Genomic DNA, 21,533 nt, shown 5'->3' on the forward strand with positions numbered 1-21,533 from the left:
ATCACGGGCAGGTGACGTCGATTTCGAACGGCTTGGTCACCGGCGCCGTCGGATTGGCCTTATCGACTCCAATGGCGGTTCCGTTGATCTTGTAACTGTTGCCGTTCTTGCTGGCCGACGCATCGCCCTGCCCCATGCCGGCCGAGTACGCAAGCGACATGCCGTTGATGTTCCCCAGCCCAACGGTTTTCACCACCGGAGGGCTGGCGTCGGTGAGGACGGCGGTGACGCCGCCTGTCGACGTCCCGCCCGAAATCACGATGTTGATGTTGCCGCCCGAGTTTGTGCAGACGACCTTGCCGTTTACGTTCTGGTCCACGCCGTCGATAAGCACTTTTGCGGCCCCGGCACCATCCCCGGCGCTCGGGGCAGCCGAGGGGACGCTCGACGGTCTGGTGGACGGCGCAGCGGTCTGAATACCGAAGGACGGCACAGCAAGTGGGGATTCCGCCGTCGTCGGCGATGACCGCGATTTACCGAACTTGCCGACCAGGAAAATCCCGACGACGACTGCAACCACCAGCACAAGTGCCAGTGCACCGCCGATCAGCGCGATCGCCACGCCCCGACCGCTCCGGGCACCGCTTGCCGGGGCATACGGCGCGGGCCACGGTGGCGGAAGGGGGTTCGCGAATCTGTCGGGCGCAACGGTGCTCGGCGGGAACGTCGCCTGCCGTGTTATCGGAGTGTTGGTTGGCGGCTGCTGATTCGGGACGGTGATCGCATCTCGCGCGGCGGTCGCGAATTCAATCGTGGTGGGGTACCGCACATTTGGATTCTTGGCCATCCCTCTGGCAATCACCGCGTCCAATTGCGGTGGCACGTCGGAGCGGGCCGACGGCTGTGGTGGCGGCTCGGTAAGGTGGGCGGCCACTTGGCTTTCCAACGAATCACCCCGGAACGGACGGCTGCCGGTCAGGCATTCATAAAGCACGCATGCCAACGCATAGATGTCGGCGCGGGCGTCGGCCTCTTGAGCCTGCAAGCGCTCCGGCGCCATGTAGTGCAAGCTGCCGATCATGTTCCCGGTGCCGGTCAAGCCGGTCTGATCGGCGCCGCGGGCGATGCCGAAATCAATCAGATAGGCGAAATCGTCGCCGTCGATCAGAATGTTCGACGGCTTGACGTCCCGATGCACCAAGCCGACTTTGTGGGCGGCCTGCAATGCCCTGGCTACCTGCTCGATGATCCGCACCGCCCGAGCCGGCTCCAATGGGCCCTCGGCGAGGACGTGCTGCAGGTCGCGGCCCTCGACCAACCGCATATCCACATACAGCTGGCCGTCGATTTCGCCGTAGTTGTGGATCGGAATTATGTGCGGATTGTTCAGCTGCGCGGCGGCCTCCGCCTCCCGCCGAAATCGCTGCACAAAGGAGCTGTCCCCGGCCAAATGCGCGGGCAGCAGTTTGATCGCCACCGTGCGGTTGTTGGCCTCGGTGTCGAGCGCGCGCCATACCTCGCCCATGCCGCCACGGCCCAGCAATTCGATCAACCGGTATCGGCCGAACGGCCTACCGCGGACGGCGGGCGAAAGATTCGGAGGTTCTGCGTTGGCTCCGTCGACGGAATCGTCGTCGTCTTTTGCTGCAGAGCCGCCGTGTGCGTCGGGCACGGTTATCTCCACCATTGAGACGCCCTCGCGGGCGCCTGATCCCATCGATGTTTGACGTTGAGCTTACGGTGCGATTGCCACTCCAGGGGTGACAACCGCACCGCTTGCTGAATCCGGGTCTAGGGGCAAGTGACGTCGATCTCGAACGGCTTTTTCACCGGCGTCATCGGGTTGGCCACGTCAACGCCGGTGGCGTTCCCGGTGATCTTGTACTTGTTGCCGTCCTTGGTGGCCTTCGCGTCGCCTTGCCCGGAGCCGGCCCGATATGCCAGCGCCACTCCGTTGACGCTGCCCAGCCCGACGGACTTCACCTCTGGCGGATTGGCGTCGCTAACAAGAGCATTGATGCCGCTGCCGGCCCCACCGATCGTGATGCTGACATCCGCGCCGACCTTTGCGCATACCACCGAGCTGTCGCTGACGTTCTGGTCCTTGCCGTCGATGATGACCTTCGTGCCGGCGGCACCGCCCACGGCTGCCGAGGTCGGACCCGTCGACGCGCCGCTCGAAGTACCGCCACCGCCGGACTTGTTGTCCGAACACCCAGAAAGACCCCCGACCAGAACCGCCGCTCCGGCTATCGCAACCGTCAGCCCACGCTTCACCTGTTCTCCTTTGCCCGATCGTTGCGATCCGCCGACAGTGCGGACCGTCTCGGCAGTATGCGGGTTAACTGGACAGAAGTTCTAGGTTCTTCGGAAAATTATTGACGTCTTCGTAGAGCGTTAGCCGTTGATCAGGCTCTTCTCGGTGCGAGCCGGTGATGGCAAGGTATTGACGGTGGACCAGAAACCCCCTACCGCGGTCATCGCATCAGCCCATAGCGAACACAGCTTGCCGTTCGATGACACGACGGATTTCGACAACGCCGATCGTGGATTCATTGCTGCGCTGTCCCCGTGCGTGATCAAAGCGGCCGATGGACGCGTCGTCTGGGACAACGACGCGTACTCGTTTCTCGGTGGCCCCGCGCCTACTTCCGTGCACCCCAGCCTGTGGCGGCAGTCAACGCTTACCGCCAAGCAAGGACTCTATGAAGTGGTCCCGGGCATATATCAGGTACGCGGACTCGACATTTCGAACATCACGTTCGTCGAGGGTGACACGGGAATCATCGTTATCGACCCCTTGATCAGCACCGAGGTAGCCGCCGCGGCCCTCGGCTTGTATCGAAGCCATCGGGGTGGTGACCGGCCCGTCGTCGCGGTGATCTACACCCACAGTCACGCCGACCATTTCGGTGGGGTACTGGGCGTCACCTCGCAAGCCGACGTGGATTCCGGTGCGGTATCGGTGTTGGCGCCCGAAGGTTTCACGGCCCACGCCGTCCAGGAAAACGTCTACGCGGGGCCGGCGATGACCCGCCGCGCGACCTACATGTACGGCTTGCAACTCAGGCGCGGACCGCAGGGACAGGTTGGCTGCGGCCTCGGTCAGGTCGGGTCGACGGGCGAGGTGGGCATGATCGTCCCAACCGTCGACATCCGGGAGACCGGCGAGACGCACACCATCGACGGCGTGCAGATCGAGTTCCAGATGGCGCCGGGCACCGAGGCTCCCGCCGAGATGCATTTCTATTTTCCGCGTTATCGCGCATTGTGCATGGCCGAGAACGCCACTCACAACCTGCACAACCTGCTGACCCTGCGGGGTGCGTTGGTGCGCGATCCGCACGCCTGGTCGGGCTACCTCACCGAAGCCATCGACATATTCGCCGACCGTGCGGATGTCGTGTTCGCGTCGCACCACTGGCCGACCTGGGGGCGGGAGAACATCGTCAACTTCCTCTCACTACAACGGGATTTGTACGCCTACCTGCACGACCAGACGCTACGTCTGCTGAATCAGGGGTATACCGGGGTGGAAATCGCCGAAATGCTCAAGATGCCACCGGCTTTGGAACAGGCCTGGCACAGTCGCGGCTACTACGGCTCGGTCAGCCACAATGTGAAGGCGGTCTATCAGCGCTACATGGGTTGGTTCGACGGCAACCCCGGCCGGCTGTGGCCACATCCCCCCGAGGCGTTGGGGCCACGCTACGTCGAGGCGCTCGGCGGCATCGACCGGGTTGTCGAACTTGCCCAGACCGCTTTCGATTCTGGCGATTTCCGTTGGGCTGCGACGCTACTCGATCACGCGGTGTTCACCGATGCCGAACATGCCGGCGCCCGCACCCTCTATGCCGACACCCTCGAGCAGCTCGCCTACGGCGCCGAGAACGCGACGTGGCGCAACTTCTTCCTATCCGGCGCCACCGAACTGCGCGACGGCAACTTCGGTACCGCAACTCAAATCACCTCGCCGACATTGCTTTCCCAGCTGACGCCGGAGCAGATTTTCGACAGCCTGGCCATCCGGGTCAATGGACCACGCAGCTGGGATCTCGACATCGCCGTCGATGTCACCTTTGCAGAGCTGGACGTCAACTACCGGCTGACGCTGCGCAACGGCGTGCTCGTCTATCGCAAGGTTGCGGCCGATTCCGCGACGGCATCCGTTACGGTGAAGCTGGACAGCAAGTTTCGGCTATTGACCGCATCGATGGGCGACCTCAGCTCGCCGGGGCTGGAGCTGTCCGGTGACCCCGCGGCGCTGCAGGACCTGCTGGGCGCACTCGATCAGCCGGACCCGGCCTTCAACATAGTCACGCCGTAGCGATCCCTGGCGAGCAGACGCAAAATTCCCTAATTCGTGCCCGAATTAGGGGATTTTGCGTCTGCTCGGCACCACATCGATGACCACCTTGCCAAGTGCTTTGCGCTCGGCCACATGCCGCAACGCCGCCGGAGCATCGGCCAACGGAAATCGCGCACCGATGTACGGCCGAACCGTCCCGTCGGCGAACATCTCTGACAATTCGGTCAAGTCGCGCTCGGCCTCCGCGGGATGATCAACCATGAAAGTGCGGATCTCCATGCCGCGAATGCAAATGCCCTTCAGCAGCACAAGATTCAGCGGTATGGCCGGGATCTCTCCCGCCGCATAGCCCAAGGTGACGAAGGTTCCGCCACGCGCCAGAGCTCGCAGCGCCGGCTCGGCATACGGTCCGCCGACCGGGTCGAGGACAACCCGGGCGGCGTTGCCGGTAAGTTCGCGAATGCGAGTTTTCAGATCCTCCCTATCGTAGTCGACGGTGGCTTCCGCACCTCGCTGCGCGCACAGCTTCAGCTTGTCCGGCCCGGATGCCGCCGCCAGCACGCGTGCCTTCATGGCCACCGCAAGGTCGACGGCAGCCAATCCGACGCCGCCGGCAGCGCCCAATACCACCACCCAATCACCTTGCGCCACTGCGGCAACCGATCGCAGCGCGTGATACGCCGTCCGATAGGTGACACCGAAGGCCGCGGCCGCGGCGAAGTCGGCGTCGTCGGGCACCAGCGACGCCCCGGCCGCATCAAGGAGCGCTCGTTCGGCGAACGCCCCGACCGCCGTTGTGCCGAACACTCGCTGGCCGGGGCTGAACGGCGCACCTTCGCCGACGGCCAGCACCTCACCGGCGAGTTCACTGCCGGGGATGAACGGAGGCGGAATCCGTATCTGATACTTGCCCGCGATGAACAGCACATCGGGGAAGTTGACCGCCGCGGCATGGACCCTTACCAGCAGCTGACCCGGACCCGGAACCGGATCGGGCACCTCGGATATCGTCAGATCCTCCGGCGGCCCATAGGCATTGCAGACGACCGCACGCATCAACTGACTCCCAGCCCACTCAAACAGAACCGCACCAAGTGGTCGATGTCGGCGGCATCGGGGCGGTCCGTCGAGCCCACATATCGCCGCAGGGTTGCGGCGGTGCAGCTGAACACCGCCTCGACGTCGCGGTCGACATCGCGGCTGCCCAGGGCGGCGACCGGCTCGATCAGCAGCTCGCGCAGCGGACGCATCATCTCCTGTTCGGCTGCCCGCCAATTGGTTCCGGCCGACATCTGCCCGGCAGCCGCGCGGCTCATGCTGATCAGGTGCGGGTCGGCGACCTGTGCCAGCGTGCCCTCGATCCAGCGCGCGACCTGGTCCTGCGGCCGGGATTCCTTGGCCATCTGATGCTGAAGGTAAGACACGACCATGGCCACCCCGCGTTCCATCACAGCCAAGATGAGATCGTCCTTACCGGCGAAGTAGCGGTAGAACGCCTTGTTCGACGAACCGGCTTCGGCGACGATGTCGCTGACACGCGGCGGCTCGGGTGCAACACGCTCCATCACGCGCACTGCGGCGGCAAGGATGCGTTCTACCTCCTCGGTGGCCTCGCGGTGGCGGTCGTCGAGGGCGCGCTCGACGGCGGCACTGACCCGGATATTCACGGCGAATCAACAAGTGCGGGAACGAGATCCGGATACTTGGCGCGAGCCGCCGCGAGCCGGATATCCCGCAATTCGCTGGGCCACTCCGGATCGTCGCCGTCGTAGTTCTTGAGCAGCAGCTTGGCCAGGTTGACCTTGTGCGCCTCGGTGGGCCCGTCGGCCAGCCCGAGGGCCACCCCGCCGAGCAGCACGTTGACCAACGGGAGTTGGTCGGTAGTGCCCAATGCTCCGTGCACCTGGATCGCGCGTAGCCCAATCGACTTGAGCACCTGCGACGCCAGGATCTTGCAGGCACCGATCTCGGCGCGGGCCGCATGCTCGCCTGCGGTGTCGATCAGCCAGGCGGCGTGCAGCACGGCCAGCCGGAATGGCATCAGCTCGGTGTAGGAGTCGGCGATGAACTGCTGCACCAGCTGCTTGTCGGCGAGCGAACTGCCTTGGGTGAAGCGGCTTTTCGCTCGTCGGGACATCATCTCCACCGCCCGCTGCGCCACCCCGATGGATCGCATCGCATGATGCAGGCGCCCGCCGGCAAGCCGCGCCTGCAGAATCAGGAAGCCCTGACCGGGTTCGCCCAGCAGCGCATCCGACGGCACCCGCACCTGGTCGTAGCGCACCAGGGAGTGTCCGGGCTCATTCGGAGACGCGCCGACCAGGTGGTAGTTCGCCTCGATGGTGAGGCCCTCGGTGCCCGCGGGGATGAGGAACGTCGACGCGCCGCGATGCACCGGCACATCCGGGTCGGTGATGGCGACGACAATGAAGAACGATGCCACAGCGGCGTTGGAGGAGAAGAACTTCCGCCCGGTGATCACCCAGTCGTCACCGTCGCGCACGGCGCGCGTGGTGAACACCCGCGGGTCGGCGCCACCTTGGGGCTCCGTCATGGAGAAACACGAAAAGATCTCGCCGGACAACAGGCCCGCGAGGTAGCGGTCCTTCTGCTCCTGGGTGCCGAACCGGGCGATGATCTCCGCGTTGCCGGTATCCGGCGCTTGCGTACCGAATACGATTGGCGCCCAAGGGCTGCGGCCGAGGATCTCGTTGATCAGTGCCAGCTTCACCGCGCCGAAGCCCTGCCCGCCGAGCTCGGGGCCCAAATGCGGTGCCCATAAGCCTTGATCGCGGACCCGCTGTTTGAGCGGGTCGACTATCCGGCGCCGCTCGTCAGTCAGAGGCAGGAACTCGCAGCCGGGAAACAGCACCTCGAGCGGTTCCACCTCTTCGCGGACAAAGTGGCGTATCCAGTCCAATTTCTTCTCGAACTCGGGTTCGGTGGAAAAGTCCCAAGACATCCGAAGGCTCCTGTCTGTCGCCGAAATTCAGGGAATGCCGCCGTCGGCTCGCACGATCGAGCCGGTGGTGAAGCTGGAGGCGTCGGATGCCAGAAACAGAGCAGCGCCGACGATTTCGGACGGCTTTCCGGCACGCTTCAGCGACAAGTGCCCGAACATGTCGGATTCCCGCTCGCCGAGGTTCCAGGCCTTGCTGATGTCGGTCAAGAACGGTCCCGCCATCAAGGTGTTGACCCGCACCGTCGGTCCGAATGCCCGCGCGAACCCTTCAGTCATGGCGTTGAGGCCCGCCTTGGCGGCGGCATAGGGAACGATGTCCGGGCTGGGCCGCAGTGAGCCGGCCGAACTCACGTTGATGATCGACCCGCCACCCGCGGCCACCATCCGCTCGCCGACCAACGCCGACAGGCGAAACGGGCCCTTGAGGTTGAGGTTGAACACTGCGTCGTAAAGCTTCTCGGTGACGTCGCTCAATCTGTCGTAGATCGGCGACATGCCCGCGTTGTTGATCAAGGTGTCGATCTTGCCGAATCGCTCGTATACGGCGTGGACCAATCCGTCGAGCTGATCCCAGCGGCCCACGTGGACCTGATACGGCATGGCGGAACGCCCGGTCTCGGCCTCGATCTCCTTGGCCGTTGCCACGCAGTTGTCCATGTTGCGGCTGGCGATCACCACGTCGGCGCCGCAGTGCGCAACACCGAAGGCCATTTCGCGGCCCAGTCCGCGACTGCCGCCGGTGATCAGCACCACGTGGCCGGTGAGGTCGAAAAGCTGGTCAGCGTAACCCATTTCACGTCGCCTTGGAAGGTAGCGAGCGGGCGAGCTCGGCTGCTGTGGCGATGAGTTGAGGGATCATCGCCCCGAACGTCTCGGTGATCTTGGGGTCGACTTTTGCAGGCCCGCGCACACCGGCGGCATAGGTCTTCTCCAACACGATGCCCAGCTTCCAGTTGGCCAACACCAGGTAGTAGTCGATGTTCTCGGTGGACAACCCACTTATCTTCTCGTAATGCTCGAGCAATTCACTGCGCGCGGGCATGCCGTGCATGTCCAGATAGAAGCCGTCGGTGCGCGGCTGCTCCCCGTCATAGCCCAGCAGCGCCCAAGCCAGGTCCAGCAGCGGATCGCCGACCGTGGTCATCTCCCAATCCACGATCGCGGCCAGGCGGGCCGGCTGCCCGTGCGCAAACATCACGTTGGCGAACTGGTAGTCGCCGTGCATGATGCCCGGCGTGTAGTGTGCCGGACGGTTGCGGCGCAGCCAGTCCGCGGCCACGTCCAGGCCGGGAAGTTCACGCACGCGGTAGGCGTCGAGGAAGGCCAGCCAGCGGTCGACTTGTCGGTCGTGGAACCCGTCGGGCCGGCCGAACCCGTCCAGGCCTTGAGCGCGCCAGTCCACCCGGCCCAGTTTGGCGGCGCCTTCGACAAGTTGAAATGCCAGCCCGCGGCGGGCCTGCAGGTCGGTGTCGAACGGTGCCCGCCAGCCGCCGTCCATCGGGCTCCATCCGTCGATCGCGCGCATCACGTAGAACGGGTTGCCCAGCACCGTGCCGGTGTCGTCGGCGGCGATCAGCTCCGCGTGCGGCACGTCGGTTCCGGACAGCGCTCGTACCAGCCGGATCTCCCGCAACAGGCCGTCGATGCGAGCGGCATCGGCGCGCGGCCCGGGCATCCGCAAGACCATGCGCTCGGTACCGCGCCGGATCAGATAAAGGGTGTTTTGTGAGCCGCCGCCGAGTTGCTCAAGGGTCGGCTCCTCGCCGTGACCCGGCGCGTGATTCGCGTCGAGCCAACGACCGAGAACACCCGCATCCATGCACACCCCAATCTCCTGAGAGAGAATAGCATTCTCCAACGGCTTCGAAAGCCTGGAAATCCACATGCGAGGCTTGGGCCATGCAACTGCTTATGGTCCGGCATGCGTTGCCGCTCCGCAGTGAACACGGCGAGGGCTCCGACCCGGACCTGTCCGAGGACGGGTTGGCGCAGGTCGAGAGGCTGCCGAAGGCGCTCGCCAGATTCCCTATCTCCCGGGTGGTGAGCAGTCCGCAGCGCCGGGCCATCCAGACCGCCGAACCGGTGGCCGCGGCATGCGGACTCCCGGTCGAGATCGACGACCGGTTCGCCGAGTACGACCGCGACCTGCCGCTGTACATCCCCGTCGAGCAGATTCGCCAGGAAAATCCCGACGAATGGGCGCGCATGGCCCAGGGACGCCTGCCCAGCGCGGTCGACGAAGACGCATTCCGGGGGCGTGTCCGCGCGGCCGTCGACGACGTGGTCGCCAAAGCCGATCCCGAGGACACCGTTGCGGTGTTCAGCCACGGCGGGGTGATCAACGTCGTGTTGCACGAGATCCTGGGCACGGCCCGGTTGCTGTCGTTTCCCATCGACTACGCGTCGATCACCCGGTTGTTGTTCTCCCGCACAGGCCAGGCGACGGTGTCGACGGTCAATGCCACCGAACACGTATGGGACCTGCTGCCGCGAAATCAGCGGTGGTAATTGGCGGCCTGCATTCACTCTGCGCTGACGGCGCGCCCCACTCGCACTTCTGCGCCATAGACGCAGAGTCGATGGCAAAACTCGCGGTGGTAAACAAGTCAGGTGACTTCGTCAGACCGACTCGACGGGCTCGACCTGGCTGCACTGGACCGGTATCTGCGTTCGCTCGGCATTGGGCGCGAGGGCGAACTGCGCGGGGAGTTCATCTCCGGTGGCCGCTCCAACTTGACCTTCCGGGTTTACGACGACAAGACGAACTGGTTGGTCCGGCGTCCACCGCTGCATGGTTTGACACCGTCGGCACACGACATGGCCCGCGAGTACAAGGTGGTTGCCGCGCTGCAGGACACCCCGGTTCCGGTGGCGCGCACGGTCGCCCTGTGCGAGGACGACGCGGTGCTGGGGGCGCCCTTTCAGATCGTCGAATTTGTCGCGGGACAAGTGGTGCGCCGCCGTGCCCAACTCGAAGCGCTGGGCCGCCGGGCCATCGACGGCTGCGTCGACTCGCTGATCCGGGTACTCGTCGACCTGCACAGCGTCGATCCGAACGCGGTCGGTCTGAGCGACTTCGGCCGGCCCACCGGCTATCTGGAGCGCCAGGTACGCCGCTGGGGCTCGCAGTGGGAGCTGGTACGCCTGCCCGACGACTACCGCGATGCCGATGTCCAGCGACTGCATTCCGGTTTGCAGCAATCGATTCCGGCGCAGAGCCGCACGTCGATCGTGCACGGTGACTACCGGATCGACAACACGATCCTGGACGCGGACGACCCGACGCGCGTGCGCGCGGTCGTCGACTGGGAGCTCTCGACGTTAGGGGACCCGCTCAGCGACGCGGCCCTGATGTGTGTCTATCGCGATCCGGCATTGGATCTGATCGTCAATACGCAGGCCGCCTGGACCTCGCCGCTGCTGCCCACGGCCGACGAGCTCGCCGATCGCTATTCGCTGGTGTCCGGGCTGTCGTTGGGGCACTGGGAGTTCTACCTGGCGTTGGCCTACTTCAAGCTGGCCATCATCGCGGCCGGCATCGATTTCCGCCGGCGCATGTCGGAGCAGGCGCAGGGCACAGACGACACATCGGACGGGCCGGAAGTGGTGGCGCCGCTGATCGCCCGCGGGCTCGCCGAACTCGCCAAGCTCTAGCCGCGCATTGCCGTCGAGTCTGCGGCTACGGCGTCGATCCTGCGCTCACGGCCTCTTTTCGCGCGGTCCGAGCGCCCTCACCGCAGGCTCGGCAGAGGCCGGGGGTCGGAAAAGTCACTATTCGGCAGAGGCGACGGCGTGTTTCTTGGCAGCCCGCCGCAACTGAAGGATGCGCGCGGTGCCGACCGCGAAGGTGAGCAGGCCTCCGCCCACCGCCGCGAGCAGTATCGCCACACCCAATGGCAGTCGCCAGTGCCATCCGAAAAGGTGGACTTCAGCAGGGTCGATGTTCTGGACTACGAAGACCAGCAGCAGGATCAGCACCAGAAAGCCCATGACCAAGGAAGTCCACAGCGCGCCGGCACGGGTCAATCCGACGGCCGGATCCACGACCTTCGTCGCCGTCGGCGGCGCTGGCGGCGGTGGGGGCGGGGGCGGCACCGGGTTGCGGGTGGGTTCGTCGGGCGTGGCAGAAGGAGTGCTGCTCATGTAGCCATCTTTGCCCCATTCGCCCCGGAATGAAACGGAGCCACGCGCTCCGCAGCGGCTTTTCACCGCCCGTGCCGTTAGTGTCTGCAGCATGATCATGCTGCGGCGCGCGCTGAGCGCGACGATTCCCGGCGCGGCATGGCTGGCAGTGTTCCTGGCGGTGTGCCTGCTGTCGGCATGCAGCAACGCCGATCCGCTCGGCCCCGAGACCCGCAGCATGAAATCCATCGTGGTGGGATCCGCCGACTTCCCGGAATCCGAAATTGTGGCCGAAATCTATGCACAAGCCTTGCAGGCCAACGGTTTCGACATCGGACGACGGATGGGGATCGGCAGCCGCGAGACGTACATCCCGGCACTCAAAGACCATTCCATCGACCTGGTGCCGGAGTACATCGGCAACTTGCTGCTGTACTTCGCGCCCAATTCCACGGCGACCATGCTCGATGCCGTCGAACTCGAACTCTACAAACGGCTCCCCGGTGATTTGTCGGTCCTGACGCCGTCGCCGGCCTCGGACACCGACACCGTCACCGTGACCGACGGCACCGCCGCCATGTGGAACCTCCGAACAATCGCGGACCTGGCCGCGCATTCGGCGGACGTGAAGTTCGCCGCGCCGTCGGCGTTTCAAACCCGGCCGGCCGGCTTGCCCGGCTTACGGCAGAAGTACGGGCTCGACATCGCGCCCGGCAACTTCGTCGCCGTCAACGACGGTGGCGGCGCGGTGACGGTGCGAGCGCTGGTTGAGGGCAGGGTCACCGCGGCGAACATCTTCAGCACGTCGCCGGCGATCCTGCAGAACCATTTGGTCGCGCTCGAAGACCCCGAGCACAATTTCCTGGCGGGAAACATTGTGCCGCTGGTGAATTCGCAGAAGAAGTCGGACCGCCTAAAAGATGTGCTTGATGCGGTGTCGGCGAAGCTCACCACCGCGGGTCTGGCGGAACTCAACGCTGCGGTGTCGGGCAACGCCGGCGTCGATCCCGACCAGGCCGCACGGAACTGGTTGCGCGGCAATGGGTTCGACCATCCGCTCGGAAAATAGGCGTCCAGTTGATCACGTTCGAGAACGTCAGCAAGGTATTCACCGACGGGACCACGGCCGTCGACCGGCTGAACCTCGAGATCCCCGATGGCGAGTTGACCGTCTTCGTCGGCTCTTCCGGCAGCGGCAAGACCACGGCGCTGCGGATGATCAACCGGATGATCGAGCCGACATCGGGCACCATCAAAGTCAACGGGTCCGACGTGGCCGGCGTGGACCCGGTGAAGCTGCGCCTCGGCATCGGCTACGTTATCCAGCATGCGGGTCTGATGCCCCATCAGCGGGTCATCGACAACGTTGCGACGGTCCCGGTGCTAACGGGCCAGTCGCGCAGGGCCGCTCGTAAAGCCGCCTACGAGGTGCTCGAACGGGTGGGGCTGGACCCCAAGCTCGCGACCCGCTATCCGGCACAACTCTCCGGCGGCGAACAACAACGGATCGGAGTCGCGCGTGCACTCGCCGCAGATCCACCGATTTTGTTGATGGACGAGCCGTTCTCGGCCGTCGACCCGGTGGTGCGCCACGAGCTACAGAACGAAATCTTGCGCCTGCAAAATGAATTGCACAAAACCACCGTCTTCGTGACGCACGACATCGACGAGGCGCTCAAGCTCGCCGACAAAGTGGCGGTGTTCGGACGCGGTGGAGTCCTGCAGCAGTACGACGAACCCGCCCGGCTGTTGGCACAGCCCGCCAACGACTTCGTGTCGCGGTTCATCGGTCTGGGCCGCGGCTACCGGTGGTTACAACTCATCGACGCGGACAGCCTGCCGTTGCACGACATCGAGCTGATCGCGGCGAGCCGGCTTAGCAGCGACCCACCAGCTCTGGACGGTTGGGCGGTGGTAGTGGACGGGAAGGGTGCGCCGCTGGGTTGGATCGACGCCGACGGTGTGGGCCGGCACCGCGCCGGAGCGTCGTTGTCCGACTGCATCAGCGTCGTCGGTTCGGTGTTTCACCTGGGCGGCAATCTCAGCCAAGCGCTGGATGCGGCGTTGTCGTCGCCGTCGTCGGTGGGTGTCGTCGTCGACGGCGCGGGCAAGGCGGTAGGCGGGGTGGTGGCGACCGACGTGCTGGCCGCCGCCGAAGCCCGGCGCAAACCCGAAAAGGCTTGAGCGATGCACTATCTGCTTACGCACCTGGACGACGCCTGGGCACTGACCGTGGTCCATTTGCGGCTGGCGTTGGTGCCGGTGCTGATCGGGCTCGCCATCGCGGTGCCGTTGGGCATGCTGGTGCAGCGGGCGCCGTTTGCACGACGGCTGACGACGGCAACCGCGAGCGTCGTGTTCACCATCCCGTCGCTGGCGCTGTTCGTGGTGTTGCCGATGATCATCGGAACCCGCATTCTCGACGAGGCCAACGTCATGGTTGCGCTGACCGCCTACACCACCGCGCTGCTGGTGCGGGCGGTACTCGAGGCACTGGACGCGGTGCCGGCGCAGGTGCGGGACGCCGCGACCGCCGTCGGTTACCCGACGATCACCCGGATGCTGAAAGTCGAACTGCCGCTGTCCATTCCGGTACTGGTGGCCGGGTTGCGGGTGGTCGTGGTGACCAACATCGCGATGGTCTCGGTGGGTTCGGTGATCGGCATCGGCGGCCTGGGCACCTGGTTCACCGAGGGCTACCAGGCCAACAAGAGCGACCAGATCGTCGCCGGCATCATCGCGCTGTTCACCCTGGCGATCGTGATCGACATGCTGATCGACCTGATCGGGCGGCTGGCTACGCCGTGGGAACGCGCCGCCCGAACCGCGCGCCGTCGTTCCGTGGTGGCCCCGATCGTGGGCGGCGCGCGATGAACTTCGTACAACGGGCGGTGTCCTACATCTTGACCCTCGACAACTGGACCGGTCCGGTGGGGCTGGCGGCGCGCATCGCCGAGCATTTGGAGTACACCGCGCTGGCCGTGGCTGCGTCGGCGCTGATCGCCGTGCCGATCGGGCTGATCATCGGGCACACCGGTCGGGGCACCTTGCTGGTGGTCGGAGCGGTGAACGGGTTGCGCGCGCTGCCGACGCTGGGTGTGTTGTTGCTGGGTGTGCTGTTGTTCGGGCTGGGTCTGGGGCCGCCGCTGTTTGCCCTGATGCTGCTGGGTGTCCCGGCCCTATTGGCGGGCACCTATGCGGGCATCGCCAACGTCGATCCCATCGTGGTCGACGCCGCGCGTGCCATGGGTATGACGGAGACCCAGGTGCTGCTGCGTGTAGAGGTGCCCAACGCGCTGCCGCTGATCCTCGGCGGTTTGCGGGGCGCGACACTGCAGGTGGTTGCCACCGCGACGGTGGCCGCCTACGCCAGCCTCGGCGGGTTGGGCGGCTACCTGATCGACGGGATCAAGGTGCGCCAGTTTCACCTCGCCCTGGTCGGGGCGCTGATGGTGGCGGCCTTGGCACTGATCCTGGATGGGCTGCTGGCGCTGGCCGTGTGGGCATCGGCGCCCGGCACGGGCCGGCTGCGTATACCCATCGGCCGTCGGCGCCCGTTACCGGCGAGCGCAGTTGCGAACAGCACTGCCGCGGTCGGCGGACACGCTCTACGGTAGATGAGTGAACGCAGCCTCTTCTGATTCGACTCCGCGCACCTGGCCGGCGATGTTGACCTGGCGTGCGCAAGACATCTCGCGTATGGAATCGGTGCGAGTGCAGTTGTCTGGCAAGCGAATCCGGGCCAACGGCCGCATTGTAGCGGCGGCTACCGCGGCCAACCCGGCGTTCGGCGCCTTCTACGAAGTGCAGACCGATGAAACCGGTGCCACGAAGCGGTTCGGGCTCACCGTCACCCTGGCCGAACGAGAGCGCCAGCTGGCCATCTCGCGCGACGAGGAAAACATGTGGTTGATCACCGACCATCAGGGCGAGCGGCGGGCCGGGTTCAACGGCGCTCTTGACGTCGACGTGGTGTTCAGCCCGTTCTTCAACGCGCTGCCGATCCGGCGCCTCGGCTTGCACGAACGCGCGGACACGATCGTGTTGCCGATCGTCTATGTGAACGTGCCCGAGATGTCCGTAACCGCGGCCACTGTGAGCTACACCAGCCAGGGCCGGCTGAACGGGATCAAGCTGCGGTCACCGGTGGCCGACACCACCGTGACCGTCGACGCCGACGGGTTCATTGAGGACTATCCAGGCTTGGCAGAGCGGATCTGATCACTCCACCCGCCCGGCCCGCGGCGGCGAGTTCCTCCCGCCAATTCTCCGCACCGATGATGGTGGTGATGATGTCGAAGCGCGGGAAGCTGTCATAGCGCGTTCGTGCGGCGTGGCCGGCTTCGATGAGTTCCTGAACGGAGTTGTGGGCGGCCAGCGAATCGCGGGCGCGGCTCAGCAGCTCGATGACCCGGTCGGCCGACGGCAGCAGTTGGCTGGCGTTGCCTTCGCACATGGCGCGCACCAGGTCCGGAGCGGTGGCCGCTACCCGGGTGGCGTCGCGGAAAGATCCCGCCGCCAGCGCGAAGGCGAGTGGCACCTCGCCGGCGGTGATGGCCAGCGCCTCGGCCAATAGATGCGGCAAATGTGAGATGGCCGCTGCCGCAGCGTCGTGTTCGTCGGATCTGGCCGGCACCACCACCGCCGAGCAGTCCAGGGCCAGCGTCATGACCATCGACCACACCGCGGGGTCGACATGGTCGTCCACGCTGACCACCCAGGGGGCCCTGGTGAACAGGCCCGCGTAACTGGCGGCCCACCCCGAGTGAGCGGTACCCGTCATGGGATGACCGCCGACGAACCGCGCCTGCAGCCCGGCCGCGGCGACCTCGTCGAGGACCGCGCACTTGACGCTCGTAACGTCCGTCAGCGGGCAGTTGGGGGCCAGGTCGCGGATGTGGGTCAGCATGATCGGCACCGCTGGCATGGGAACGGCGAGCACGATCAAGGCTTCGGTGTCGGAGGCGCGTCGCAGCGCTTCGCTGAGGTCGGTGGTGGCGTCGAAACCTTCGGAGCTGGCGCCCTGCGTGCCTTCCACCGATCGGTTGTAGCCGAAGACCTCGCGGCCGGCGGCCGTCGCCGCACGCATTATCGAACCGCCGATCAGTCCTAGTCCGAGCACACACACCGGTGTCTGCACCACAGTCCAAGGTTGGCACAGCTCGGTGCTCGCCAAGCCTTGAGGTCGGGCTGCTCATCTGGTCAGGGGCCAGGTCAGCGACTAGCGTAGGCGCCCATGGGAGCACAACGGGCCCCGGCACCAGGCCCGTCGTCAGACACGCCGGACGGCTTCGGCGTCGCGGTCGTGCGCGAAGAGGGCCAATGGCGCTGTTCGGCGATGGCGCCCAATTCGCTGACGAGCCTGTCGGCCGCTGAGACGGAGCTACGTGAACTGCGCAGCGCGGGCGCCGTCTTCGGGTTGCTCGACGTCGACGACGAATTCTTTGTCATCGTGCGCCCGGCGCCGTCCGGGACGCGGCTGCTGTTGTCCGACGCCACCGCGGCACTGGACTACGACATCGCGGCGGAGGTGCTGGACAATCTCGACGCCGACATCGACCCCGAGGATCTCGAGGACGCCGAGCCCTTCGAGGAGGGCGACCTCGGGTTGCTGTCCGATATCGGACTGCCCGAGGCGGTGCTGGGAGTCATCCTCGACGAGACGGACCTGTACGCCGACGAGCAATTGGGGCGCATTGCGCGGGAGATGGGCTTCGCTGACGAGCTGTCGGCGGTAATCGAGCGGCTCGGTCGGTGATCGTCGGGCTCGGTGATCGTCTCGGTCGGTGACTGACGAAGATCTGATCCGCGCCGCGTTGGCAGTGGCCGAGACGGCAGGCCCACGCGACGTGCCTATCGGTGCCGTGATCGTCGGTGCCGACGGAACCGAACTCGCCCGGGCGGTGAACGCGCGTGAGGCCCTTGCCGATCCGACCGCGCATGCCGAGATCCTGGCTCTGCGGGCGGCGGCCCGCGCGTTGGGCGAAGGGTGGCGGCTGTCGGGGACCACGCTGGCGGTCACCGTCGAACCCTGCACGATGTGCGCCGGGGCGTTGGTGCTGGCTCGTGTCGATCGGCTGGTGTTCGGCGCCTGGGAGCCCAAGACGGGAGCGGTCGGATCGCTGTGGGATGTGGTCCGTGATCGGCGGCTCAACCATCGCCCAGCTGTGCGTGGCGGTGTGCTGGCGCAGGAGTGCGCGGCGCCGCTGGAGGCCTTCTTCGCGCGCCAGCGATTGGGGTGACGGCCGCTTGATTCGGTAAGCTGCTCGACGGTGGCGTGTCCGAGCGGCCTAAGGAGCACGCCTCGAAAGCGTGTGACGGCTAACACCGTCCGAGGGTTCAAATCCCTCCGCCACCGCCAAAGTTTCTACGGCTGTTTACGGCGTGATATTGCCAATGTGGTGGGCGCGGGTGTCTTTGAGGGCTTCGATGAGGGCGTCGGTCTCTTGATCTAACAGCTTGGCCGCCGTGCAGGCTGCGCGGATCTCGGCCTCGGTGAACATCGGCACTGGTTCGCGGGATCCCCACCCCCAGTTGGGTCGCTCCCAGTCACAGGTGTCGCCGCTGTCGGCCAGACGACCCGTATCGGGGCTGGACTCTTCCTCTGGCATCGCGTCGTCCTCGCTCTACGTCTGTCTGAATCTACGCTCAAATTCAGACAATTGAACTTAAACCGAGGAGCTAGACGCCGAGTGTAGAGGCGGACGTCCTGCGTCACCGGCATGTTGGCTCGGTGGACGACAGTGGCACCGGCCCCACGGCCGCTGGGCAATGCGCGTGGTAAGCCAATGCCGAACTAATTTGCGTTGGCCTCTAACCGCTTGCACTCGGCAATTGCCGCGTCGAAGGCGGCCAGCACATGGGCCTTGGGATTACGTCCCGCCCGGCTGTCATTCCATGTGCTTATCGCGTGGCGGATCGTCGTCGAGTCTGATCCGACGAGGACCGGACCGTGCATTGCCTCTGCGAGAAGCCGCTGCGCCAAACGCAATTCGTCGTCTGGCGTCATCTCGGCCTTAGATGTGGCACGACCGAAGAAAGCCTTGTTGAGTGCGCCCCGGGCACAGTACCTGAACTGCCCGTCAGTCCCCAGGCTCACGTGACCGCCAGCGATCCAGCCTTGCGCGACCAGATTGCGGGCCACCTGCAATTTCTGACTGACCTGACTGACGTTCATTTCATTCCTTTCGCGGTTGAGCCATTCGAAGGGCGGCGCCGAGTCCTATTACTTCGGCCGCGAGAGCGGTGCGCGCATCGCGTTCAATTCGTCGGCGACTTTCCTGGTGGAGCCCTTCGATGGTGCTCACACAATGGGGTGCTCACCTGTACGCCACGCCGCTAAGGCGGCTATCGACATCATTGCGTTACTTTCCCGGCGTTGGTGCTGCGCCTATGGCACAGAAGTGCGAGTGGGCCGCACCCTCAACGCAGACTCATCGCGGTTCTCGGGCATGGTCGACGGAATACTGCCGCGCTGGTCACACCTGCCACTTAAGTACCAGCAAAGTGGGCAACGTGGCAGTCGTGAATGCGATATCACGGGCGGTATCATGTCGCGAAATGACTTGCCCCGGCTGATATGTGTGGGAGATTCCAGCCGGCTACCACCCGGTCGGCTGTTGGGCCGGTCGTCGCAGGCCGGCTAAGAATCCCGCGAATACTCGCGGGTTATGAATTCGAGCTAGACTTCTTGCCGCCTTTGCGTCCAGCGGCCTTTTTCTGGGACTGATTACCACCGCTGCCACTACCGCTGCTACGGCTGCTCTGGCTGCTGCCGGAAATCTTGCCGCCCCTGCTGGAGGAGCCCGGCGAGTTCGATATCGCCGCAGCCCGCGACTTGCTCATCCCCTTTTTGCGCAGACCCTCATACTGTTTGTCATTCTTGACGCTCGAGCCATGATCCTTCGCCACTGGGAACTCCTTTACCTCGTGCAGCCCGAATACCCGTTCCAAACCGCGAAGAACATGCGAATTACTCAATGCATTGAGGACGAATAGGATTTTTCTGTCGATTCGCGGCTGCCGCGACACGCTGGTTCACCGGCGGGTGGACCTGCTCACTCAGATACGTGCGCTGTCCAGGCAGCTGGAATCCATCGACCGCCAACTTATCGACATCGCCCACACCGAAGCTGCGAACGCCGGGGACTGATCAAGTTCGCGGCCCGACACCAGCCGCCGGCTACCGGCGCAGCAATCCAGAACGGCGGGTGCGACTACCCCGGACGGTTTCCCAAATCGCGATGAGGACGACGGCAGCACCGACTCCGATGAAGAACGGAATCCAGGCGATTCCACCATTGGCATTGTGGTAGCCGAATTTGCTGGCCACCCATGAGCCAATCAACCCGCCAAGGGCCCCTAGGACAATCGTCATGATCATGCCGATGTCTTGCTTGCCAGGCATGACGAGACGCGCCACCAAACCGATTAGCGCCCCCACGACGACGGCGAGGACTATTGACCCGATCATTGCATCTCCTGTCATAACAGTGCCCCTGGTGGGCTCCATCTTCGACGAGGAGTTCCCCGGAACGGCCGGCTTATAACACATACGTCGGGTTAGGGCTGACTTGCGGGAAGCGTCGGGCTGCGTCGGCTCGGCGAAGCCCGGCATGACCACGGGCGCATTCCAAGGACTTGTTTAGGACGCGCCAAGCGCTGACTGCGAATCTCGCTGCAGCAAACGACTTCGGCGGCGGCGACGACCGTCCGAGCCAACTGCATGCCGCAGAAATCAACCCAAAAACCAAGTCATTCAAGGAGAAACGATGTCACATCCAGACCGGGCACGCACCGAGCGCACTGTGCCCCAAGCAACGGTTTGGCCTGCGTACGCAGAGCCCCGCGCCGGCATGCCGGCGCCGCACGCTCCCGCGCATCCCTACGTAGCGGCTCGGCCTCAGTACGCATTTGCGCCGCCGTTCTACGGTCCTCCGGCCCAGGACAACGGCCGCCCAGGCACTATCACTGCCGCATCGGTCCTGGCGTTCATCGTCGGCGGTCTGGGCGCACTAGGCTGCGTTCTTTTGCTGCTGACAACACTTGTGTTAGCCAGCATGCGAAGCCCCGTTTTGGTGGCGATCCTTGGCGCCGTCCTCCTGCTGGCGGTTGCCCACAGTGCTCTGTTCATCTGGGGCGGCGTCAGAAATTTGAAGGGCCGCAGAACAATGCTGATGGTCGTTTCGATAATTCAGGTGGCTTTCACGGCTGTGGGACTCGTCAGCGACCTCTTTCATAAGACCGCGACGGGCGAAGCCGTGGTGCAAGCGGTTGGTGGCGTAATTTTCGTCGCGCCGATCCTGATCTTGCTGGCACTAAGGTCCAGCAGGGAGTTTTCCCGCGCCCGCCGCGGGTGACGACCTAGGGCTCGCGCAAGCACAGATCGCGCGAGCCTTTGCTGTCACCTCAACCGCTGTCGCCGGCCACCTTGACCAAGAGGTCATCGAGGCGCCGCGCGAGGTTCCATCCCATATAGACGGCGAAGTGAACCGTGAGTTCCTCGAGCTCCTCGCGGCTCATGTCGCCGAGTCTGAGGGCGGCTTGCAGGTGCTCGGTCACCTCCTCGTCGACCGCGGCCGACGCGGCGCTGCAGATGCTGATGATCCTTCGGTCGCGGCGGCAAAGGTATTTCTGCCGGCTCCAGATTTCGCCGTAAAGATAGTCAAGACGTGCGTGGCGCTGGAACGGCGTCGAGGCCGTCGGTGGTGGCGTGCCGTGGATCTGTTCGTACGCCGCATCACCGCGTTGCCGACGGGCGTGGTCGTCAGTCGGTTCCGCCCAGAGCTCGAAGTCGTGCGGCTGCACCTCCGCACCGGTTTCCTCGATGAGCTTGAAGCGGGCCATCATCCCGTACATCTGCATGACCGACGCCTTGGGCCAGCCGGCCTGTGTCGCGAAATGGAGTACGAACTCATCGAACTCCGGGTAGGTGATGTCGCCGCTCTTCAGAGCCGCGTAGACATGAGTTTCGATCGGGGTGATCGCCCCCGCAGCCCCGACGCAGGTGAGGGTGATCCAGCGTCGGTCTCGTGGGGTGAGGACGCCTCGGCGCCACATCTCGCCGAAGACATACCCGATGACCCCGGCCTCGAGGTACGCACCGCTTGGGTCCGGGCTCTCGGTCGTCATAATGCGCTCGTACTCGGCTCTGGCAACCGCCCGCCGTTCTTCGCGTGTTGTCCAGTCGCTCATGTGGAT

The 21,533-nt window shown here is 65.0% G+C and carries 25 protein-coding genes and 1 tRNA gene; 12 read left to right on the forward strand and 14 right to left on the reverse strand.

Features of this window, described 5'->3' with window-relative positions:
* Position 1 precedes the first annotated feature (1 nt).
* The gene (locus AC5Y2L_RS18395; protein ID WP_499938892.1) at positions 2-1,627 is read right to left on the reverse strand and encodes a protein kinase domain-containing protein; all 1,626 of its coding nucleotides are present in this window, start codon (positions 1,625-1,627) and stop codon (positions 2-4) included.
* Between the two features lie 104 nt (positions 1,628-1,731).
* Positions 1,732-2,217: a lipoprotein LpqH gene (locus AC5Y2L_RS18400; RefSeq protein ID WP_499938894.1), complete on the reverse strand. Its 486-nt coding sequence runs from the start codon at positions 2,215-2,217 to the stop codon at positions 1,732-1,734.
* 175 nt (positions 2,218-2,392) lie between these two features.
* Here AC5Y2L_RS18400 and AC5Y2L_RS18405 point away from each other — a divergent pair, with 175 nt between their 5' ends.
* Positions 2,393-4,267 (forward strand): alkyl/aryl-sulfatase, encoded by a 1,875-nt coding sequence (locus tag AC5Y2L_RS18405; protein WP_499938965.1) that lies wholly within the window; start codon positions 2,393-2,395, stop codon positions 4,265-4,267.
* Between the two features lie 45 nt (positions 4,268-4,312).
* Here AC5Y2L_RS18405 and AC5Y2L_RS18410 read toward each other — a convergent pair whose 3' ends face one another.
* The 5 genes from AC5Y2L_RS18410 to AC5Y2L_RS18430 are packed head-to-tail and all read right to left on the reverse strand — an operon-like array spanning position 4,313 to position 9,030.
* Positions 4,313-5,305, reverse strand: coding sequence for an NADPH:quinone oxidoreductase family protein (locus AC5Y2L_RS18410; protein WP_499938895.1), 993 nt, complete (start codon positions 5,303-5,305; stop codon positions 4,313-4,315).
* Complete coding sequence (locus AC5Y2L_RS18415; protein WP_499938897.1) at positions 5,305-5,916, reverse strand: TetR/AcrR family transcriptional regulator; 612 nt, start codon at positions 5,914-5,916, stop codon at positions 5,305-5,307. The genes AC5Y2L_RS18410 and AC5Y2L_RS18415 overlap by 1 nt, the downstream gene beginning before the upstream one ends.
* Positions 5,913-7,211, reverse strand: a complete 1,299-nt coding sequence (locus tag AC5Y2L_RS18420) for an acyl-CoA dehydrogenase family protein (protein ID WP_499938898.1) — start codon at positions 7,209-7,211, stop codon at positions 5,913-5,915. Before AC5Y2L_RS18420 ends, AC5Y2L_RS18415 begins: the two co-directional genes overlap by 4 nt.
* A gap of 27 nt (positions 7,212-7,238) precedes the next feature.
* Complete coding sequence (locus AC5Y2L_RS18425) at positions 7,239-8,003, reverse strand: SDR family NAD(P)-dependent oxidoreductase (RefSeq protein ID WP_499938900.1); 765 nt, start codon at positions 8,001-8,003, stop codon at positions 7,239-7,241.
* 1 nt (position 8,004) lies between these two features.
* Entirely contained in the window at positions 8,005-9,030 is a 1,026-nt protein-coding gene (locus AC5Y2L_RS18430; RefSeq protein WP_499938902.1) for a phosphotransferase family protein, read from the reverse strand.
* A gap of 80 nt (positions 9,031-9,110) precedes the next feature.
* Here AC5Y2L_RS18430 and AC5Y2L_RS18435 point away from each other — a divergent pair, with 80 nt between their 5' ends.
* Positions 9,111-9,719: a histidine phosphatase family protein gene (locus AC5Y2L_RS18435; protein WP_499938903.1), complete on the forward strand. Its 609-nt coding sequence runs from the start codon at positions 9,111-9,113 to the stop codon at positions 9,717-9,719.
* A gap of 102 nt (positions 9,720-9,821) precedes the next feature.
* Entirely contained in the window at positions 9,822-10,865 is a 1,044-nt protein-coding gene (locus tag AC5Y2L_RS18440; protein ID WP_499938905.1) for a phosphotransferase family protein, read from the forward strand.
* A gap of 117 nt (positions 10,866-10,982) precedes the next feature.
* Here the strand turns inward: AC5Y2L_RS18440 and AC5Y2L_RS18445 are convergent, their stop codons facing one another.
* Positions 10,983-11,354: a LapA family protein gene (locus tag AC5Y2L_RS18445; protein ID WP_499938906.1), complete on the reverse strand. Its 372-nt coding sequence runs from the start codon at positions 11,352-11,354 to the stop codon at positions 10,983-10,985.
* A gap of 91 nt (positions 11,355-11,445) precedes the next feature.
* On the opposite strand from AC5Y2L_RS18445, the gene AC5Y2L_RS18450 reads away from it, so the two are divergent.
* From AC5Y2L_RS18450 to AC5Y2L_RS18470, 5 genes are read left to right on the forward strand one after another with little or no spacing between them, the layout of a single operon-like run.
* Positions 11,446-12,402 (forward strand): ABC transporter substrate-binding protein, encoded by a 957-nt coding sequence (locus AC5Y2L_RS18450; protein ID WP_499938908.1) that lies wholly within the window; start codon positions 11,446-11,448, stop codon positions 12,400-12,402.
* An 8-nt stretch (positions 12,403-12,410) separates the two neighbouring features.
* Complete coding sequence (locus AC5Y2L_RS18455; protein WP_499938909.1) at positions 12,411-13,517, forward strand: ABC transporter ATP-binding protein; 1,107 nt, start codon at positions 12,411-12,413, stop codon at positions 13,515-13,517.
* A 3-nt stretch (positions 13,518-13,520) separates the two neighbouring features.
* Positions 13,521-14,207 carry an ABC transporter permease gene (locus tag AC5Y2L_RS18460; RefSeq protein WP_499938910.1) on the forward strand — a complete coding sequence of 229 codons (687 nt, stop codon included), beginning with the start codon at positions 13,521-13,523 and terminating at the stop codon, positions 14,205-14,207.
* Positions 14,204-14,950: an ABC transporter permease gene (locus AC5Y2L_RS18465; RefSeq protein ID WP_499938912.1), complete on the forward strand. Its 747-nt coding sequence runs from the start codon at positions 14,204-14,206 to the stop codon at positions 14,948-14,950. Before AC5Y2L_RS18460 ends, AC5Y2L_RS18465 begins: the two co-directional genes overlap by 4 nt.
* 4 nt (positions 14,951-14,954) lie before the next feature.
* Positions 14,955-15,554, forward strand: coding sequence for a putative glycolipid-binding domain-containing protein (locus AC5Y2L_RS18470; protein ID WP_499938914.1), 600 nt, complete (start codon positions 14,955-14,957; stop codon positions 15,552-15,554).
* Here the strand turns inward: AC5Y2L_RS18470 and AC5Y2L_RS18475 are convergent.
* Entirely contained in the window at positions 15,517-16,461 is a 945-nt protein-coding gene (locus AC5Y2L_RS18475) for a prephenate dehydrogenase (protein ID WP_499938966.1), read from the reverse strand. The genes AC5Y2L_RS18470 and AC5Y2L_RS18475 overlap by 38 nt on opposite strands.
* A gap of 108 nt (positions 16,462-16,569) precedes the next feature.
* Here AC5Y2L_RS18475 and AC5Y2L_RS18480 point away from each other — a divergent pair, with 108 nt between their 5' ends.
* The 3 genes from AC5Y2L_RS18480 to AC5Y2L_RS18490 all read left to right on the forward strand — a co-directional run bounded on the left by AC5Y2L_RS18480 (position 16,570) and on the right by AC5Y2L_RS18490 (position 17,694).
* Entirely contained in the window at positions 16,570-17,091 is a 522-nt protein-coding gene (locus tag AC5Y2L_RS18480) for a tRNA adenosine deaminase-associated protein (protein ID WP_499938916.1), read from the forward strand.
* 28 nt (positions 17,092-17,119) lie between these two features.
* Positions 17,120-17,575: a nucleoside deaminase gene (locus AC5Y2L_RS18485; protein WP_499938918.1), complete on the forward strand. Its 456-nt coding sequence runs from the start codon at positions 17,120-17,122 to the stop codon at positions 17,573-17,575.
* 29 nt (positions 17,576-17,604) lie between these two features.
* Positions 17,605-17,694: transfer RNA gene (locus AC5Y2L_RS18490), tRNA-Ser, on the forward strand.
* 16 nt (positions 17,695-17,710) lie between these two features.
* On the opposite strand, the gene AC5Y2L_RS18495 is transcribed toward AC5Y2L_RS18490, so the two are convergent.
* The 4 genes from AC5Y2L_RS18495 to AC5Y2L_RS18510 all read right to left on the reverse strand — a co-directional run bounded on the left by AC5Y2L_RS18495 (position 17,711) and on the right by AC5Y2L_RS18510 (position 19,806).
* Positions 17,711-17,944: a hypothetical protein gene (locus AC5Y2L_RS18495; RefSeq protein WP_499938920.1), complete on the reverse strand. Its 234-nt coding sequence runs from the start codon at positions 17,942-17,944 to the stop codon at positions 17,711-17,713.
* A 185-nt stretch (positions 17,945-18,129) separates the two neighbouring features.
* The gene (locus AC5Y2L_RS18500) at positions 18,130-18,510 is read right to left on the reverse strand and encodes a DUF6197 family protein (RefSeq protein WP_499938921.1); all 381 of its coding nucleotides are present in this window, start codon (positions 18,508-18,510) and stop codon (positions 18,130-18,132) included.
* Positions 18,511-19,001: 491 nt separating this feature from the next.
* Positions 19,002-19,364 (reverse strand): DUF7218 family protein, encoded by a 363-nt coding sequence (locus tag AC5Y2L_RS18505; RefSeq protein WP_499938922.1) that lies wholly within the window; start codon positions 19,362-19,364, stop codon positions 19,002-19,004.
* 151 nt (positions 19,365-19,515) lie between these two features.
* Positions 19,516-19,806, reverse strand: coding sequence for a GlsB/YeaQ/YmgE family stress response membrane protein (locus AC5Y2L_RS18510; RefSeq protein WP_499938923.1), 291 nt, complete (start codon positions 19,804-19,806; stop codon positions 19,516-19,518).
* 556 nt (positions 19,807-20,362) lie between these two features.
* Here AC5Y2L_RS18510 and AC5Y2L_RS18515 point away from each other — a divergent pair.
* Positions 20,363-20,692 carry a hypothetical protein gene (locus AC5Y2L_RS18515; RefSeq protein WP_499938925.1) on the forward strand — a complete coding sequence of 110 codons (330 nt, stop codon included), beginning with the start codon at positions 20,363-20,365 and terminating at the stop codon, positions 20,690-20,692.
* A gap of 49 nt (positions 20,693-20,741) precedes the next feature.
* Here AC5Y2L_RS18515 and AC5Y2L_RS18520 read toward each other — a convergent pair whose 3' ends face one another.
* On the reverse strand, positions 20,742-21,527 hold the full coding sequence (locus AC5Y2L_RS18520; RefSeq protein WP_499938926.1) for a carboxymuconolactone decarboxylase family protein: 786 nt from the start codon (positions 21,525-21,527) through the stop codon (positions 20,742-20,744).
* Positions 21,528-21,533: the final 6 nt, after the last annotated feature.

Source organism: Mycobacterium sp. NGS66 (assembly GCF_059812225.1).

Bases quoted from the DNA above. Each gene is read 5' to 3' on its own strand.
- AC5Y2L_RS18395 (WP_499938892.1), bottom strand. From the start codon at position 1,627: ATGGTGGAGATAACCGTGCCCGACGCACACGGCGGCTCTGCAGCAAAA.
- AC5Y2L_RS18410 (WP_499938895.1), bottom strand. From the start codon at position 5,305: ATGCGTGCGGTCGTCTGCAATGCCTATGGGCCGCCGGAGGATCTGACG.
- AC5Y2L_RS18420 (WP_499938898.1), bottom strand. From the start codon at position 7,211: ATGTCTTGGGACTTTTCCACCGAACCCGAGTTCGAGAAGAAATTGGAC.
- AC5Y2L_RS18425 (WP_499938900.1), bottom strand. From the start codon at position 8,003: ATGGGTTACGCTGACCAGCTTTTCGACCTCACCGGCCACGTGGTGCTG.
- AC5Y2L_RS18430 (WP_499938902.1), bottom strand. From the start codon at position 9,030: ATGGATGCGGGTGTTCTCGGTCGTTGGCTCGACGCGAATCACGCGCCG.
- AC5Y2L_RS18435 (WP_499938903.1), top strand. From the start codon at position 9,111: ATGCAACTGCTTATGGTCCGGCATGCGTTGCCGCTCCGCAGTGAACAC.
- AC5Y2L_RS18445 (WP_499938906.1), bottom strand. From the start codon at position 11,354: ATGAGCAGCACTCCTTCTGCCACGCCCGACGAACCCACCCGCAACCCG.
- AC5Y2L_RS18450 (WP_499938908.1), top strand. From the start codon at position 11,446: ATGATCATGCTGCGGCGCGCGCTGAGCGCGACGATTCCCGGCGCGGCA.
- AC5Y2L_RS18460 (WP_499938910.1), top strand. From the start codon at position 13,521: ATGCACTATCTGCTTACGCACCTGGACGACGCCTGGGCACTGACCGTG.
- AC5Y2L_RS18465 (WP_499938912.1), top strand. From the start codon at position 14,204: ATGAACTTCGTACAACGGGCGGTGTCCTACATCTTGACCCTCGACAAC.
- AC5Y2L_RS18480 (WP_499938916.1), top strand. From the start codon at position 16,570: ATGGGAGCACAACGGGCCCCGGCACCAGGCCCGTCGTCAGACACGCCG.
- AC5Y2L_RS18495 (WP_499938920.1), bottom strand. From the start codon at position 17,944: ATGCCAGAGGAAGAGTCCAGCCCCGATACGGGTCGTCTGGCCGACAGC.
- AC5Y2L_RS18500 (WP_499938921.1), bottom strand. From the start codon at position 18,510: ATGAACGTCAGTCAGGTCAGTCAGAAATTGCAGGTGGCCCGCAATCTG.
- AC5Y2L_RS18510 (WP_499938923.1), bottom strand. From the start codon at position 19,806: ATGATCGGGTCAATAGTCCTCGCCGTCGTCGTGGGGGCGCTAATCGGT.
- AC5Y2L_RS18520 (WP_499938926.1), bottom strand. From the start codon at position 21,527: ATGAGCGACTGGACAACACGCGAAGAACGGCGGGCGGTTGCCAGAGCC.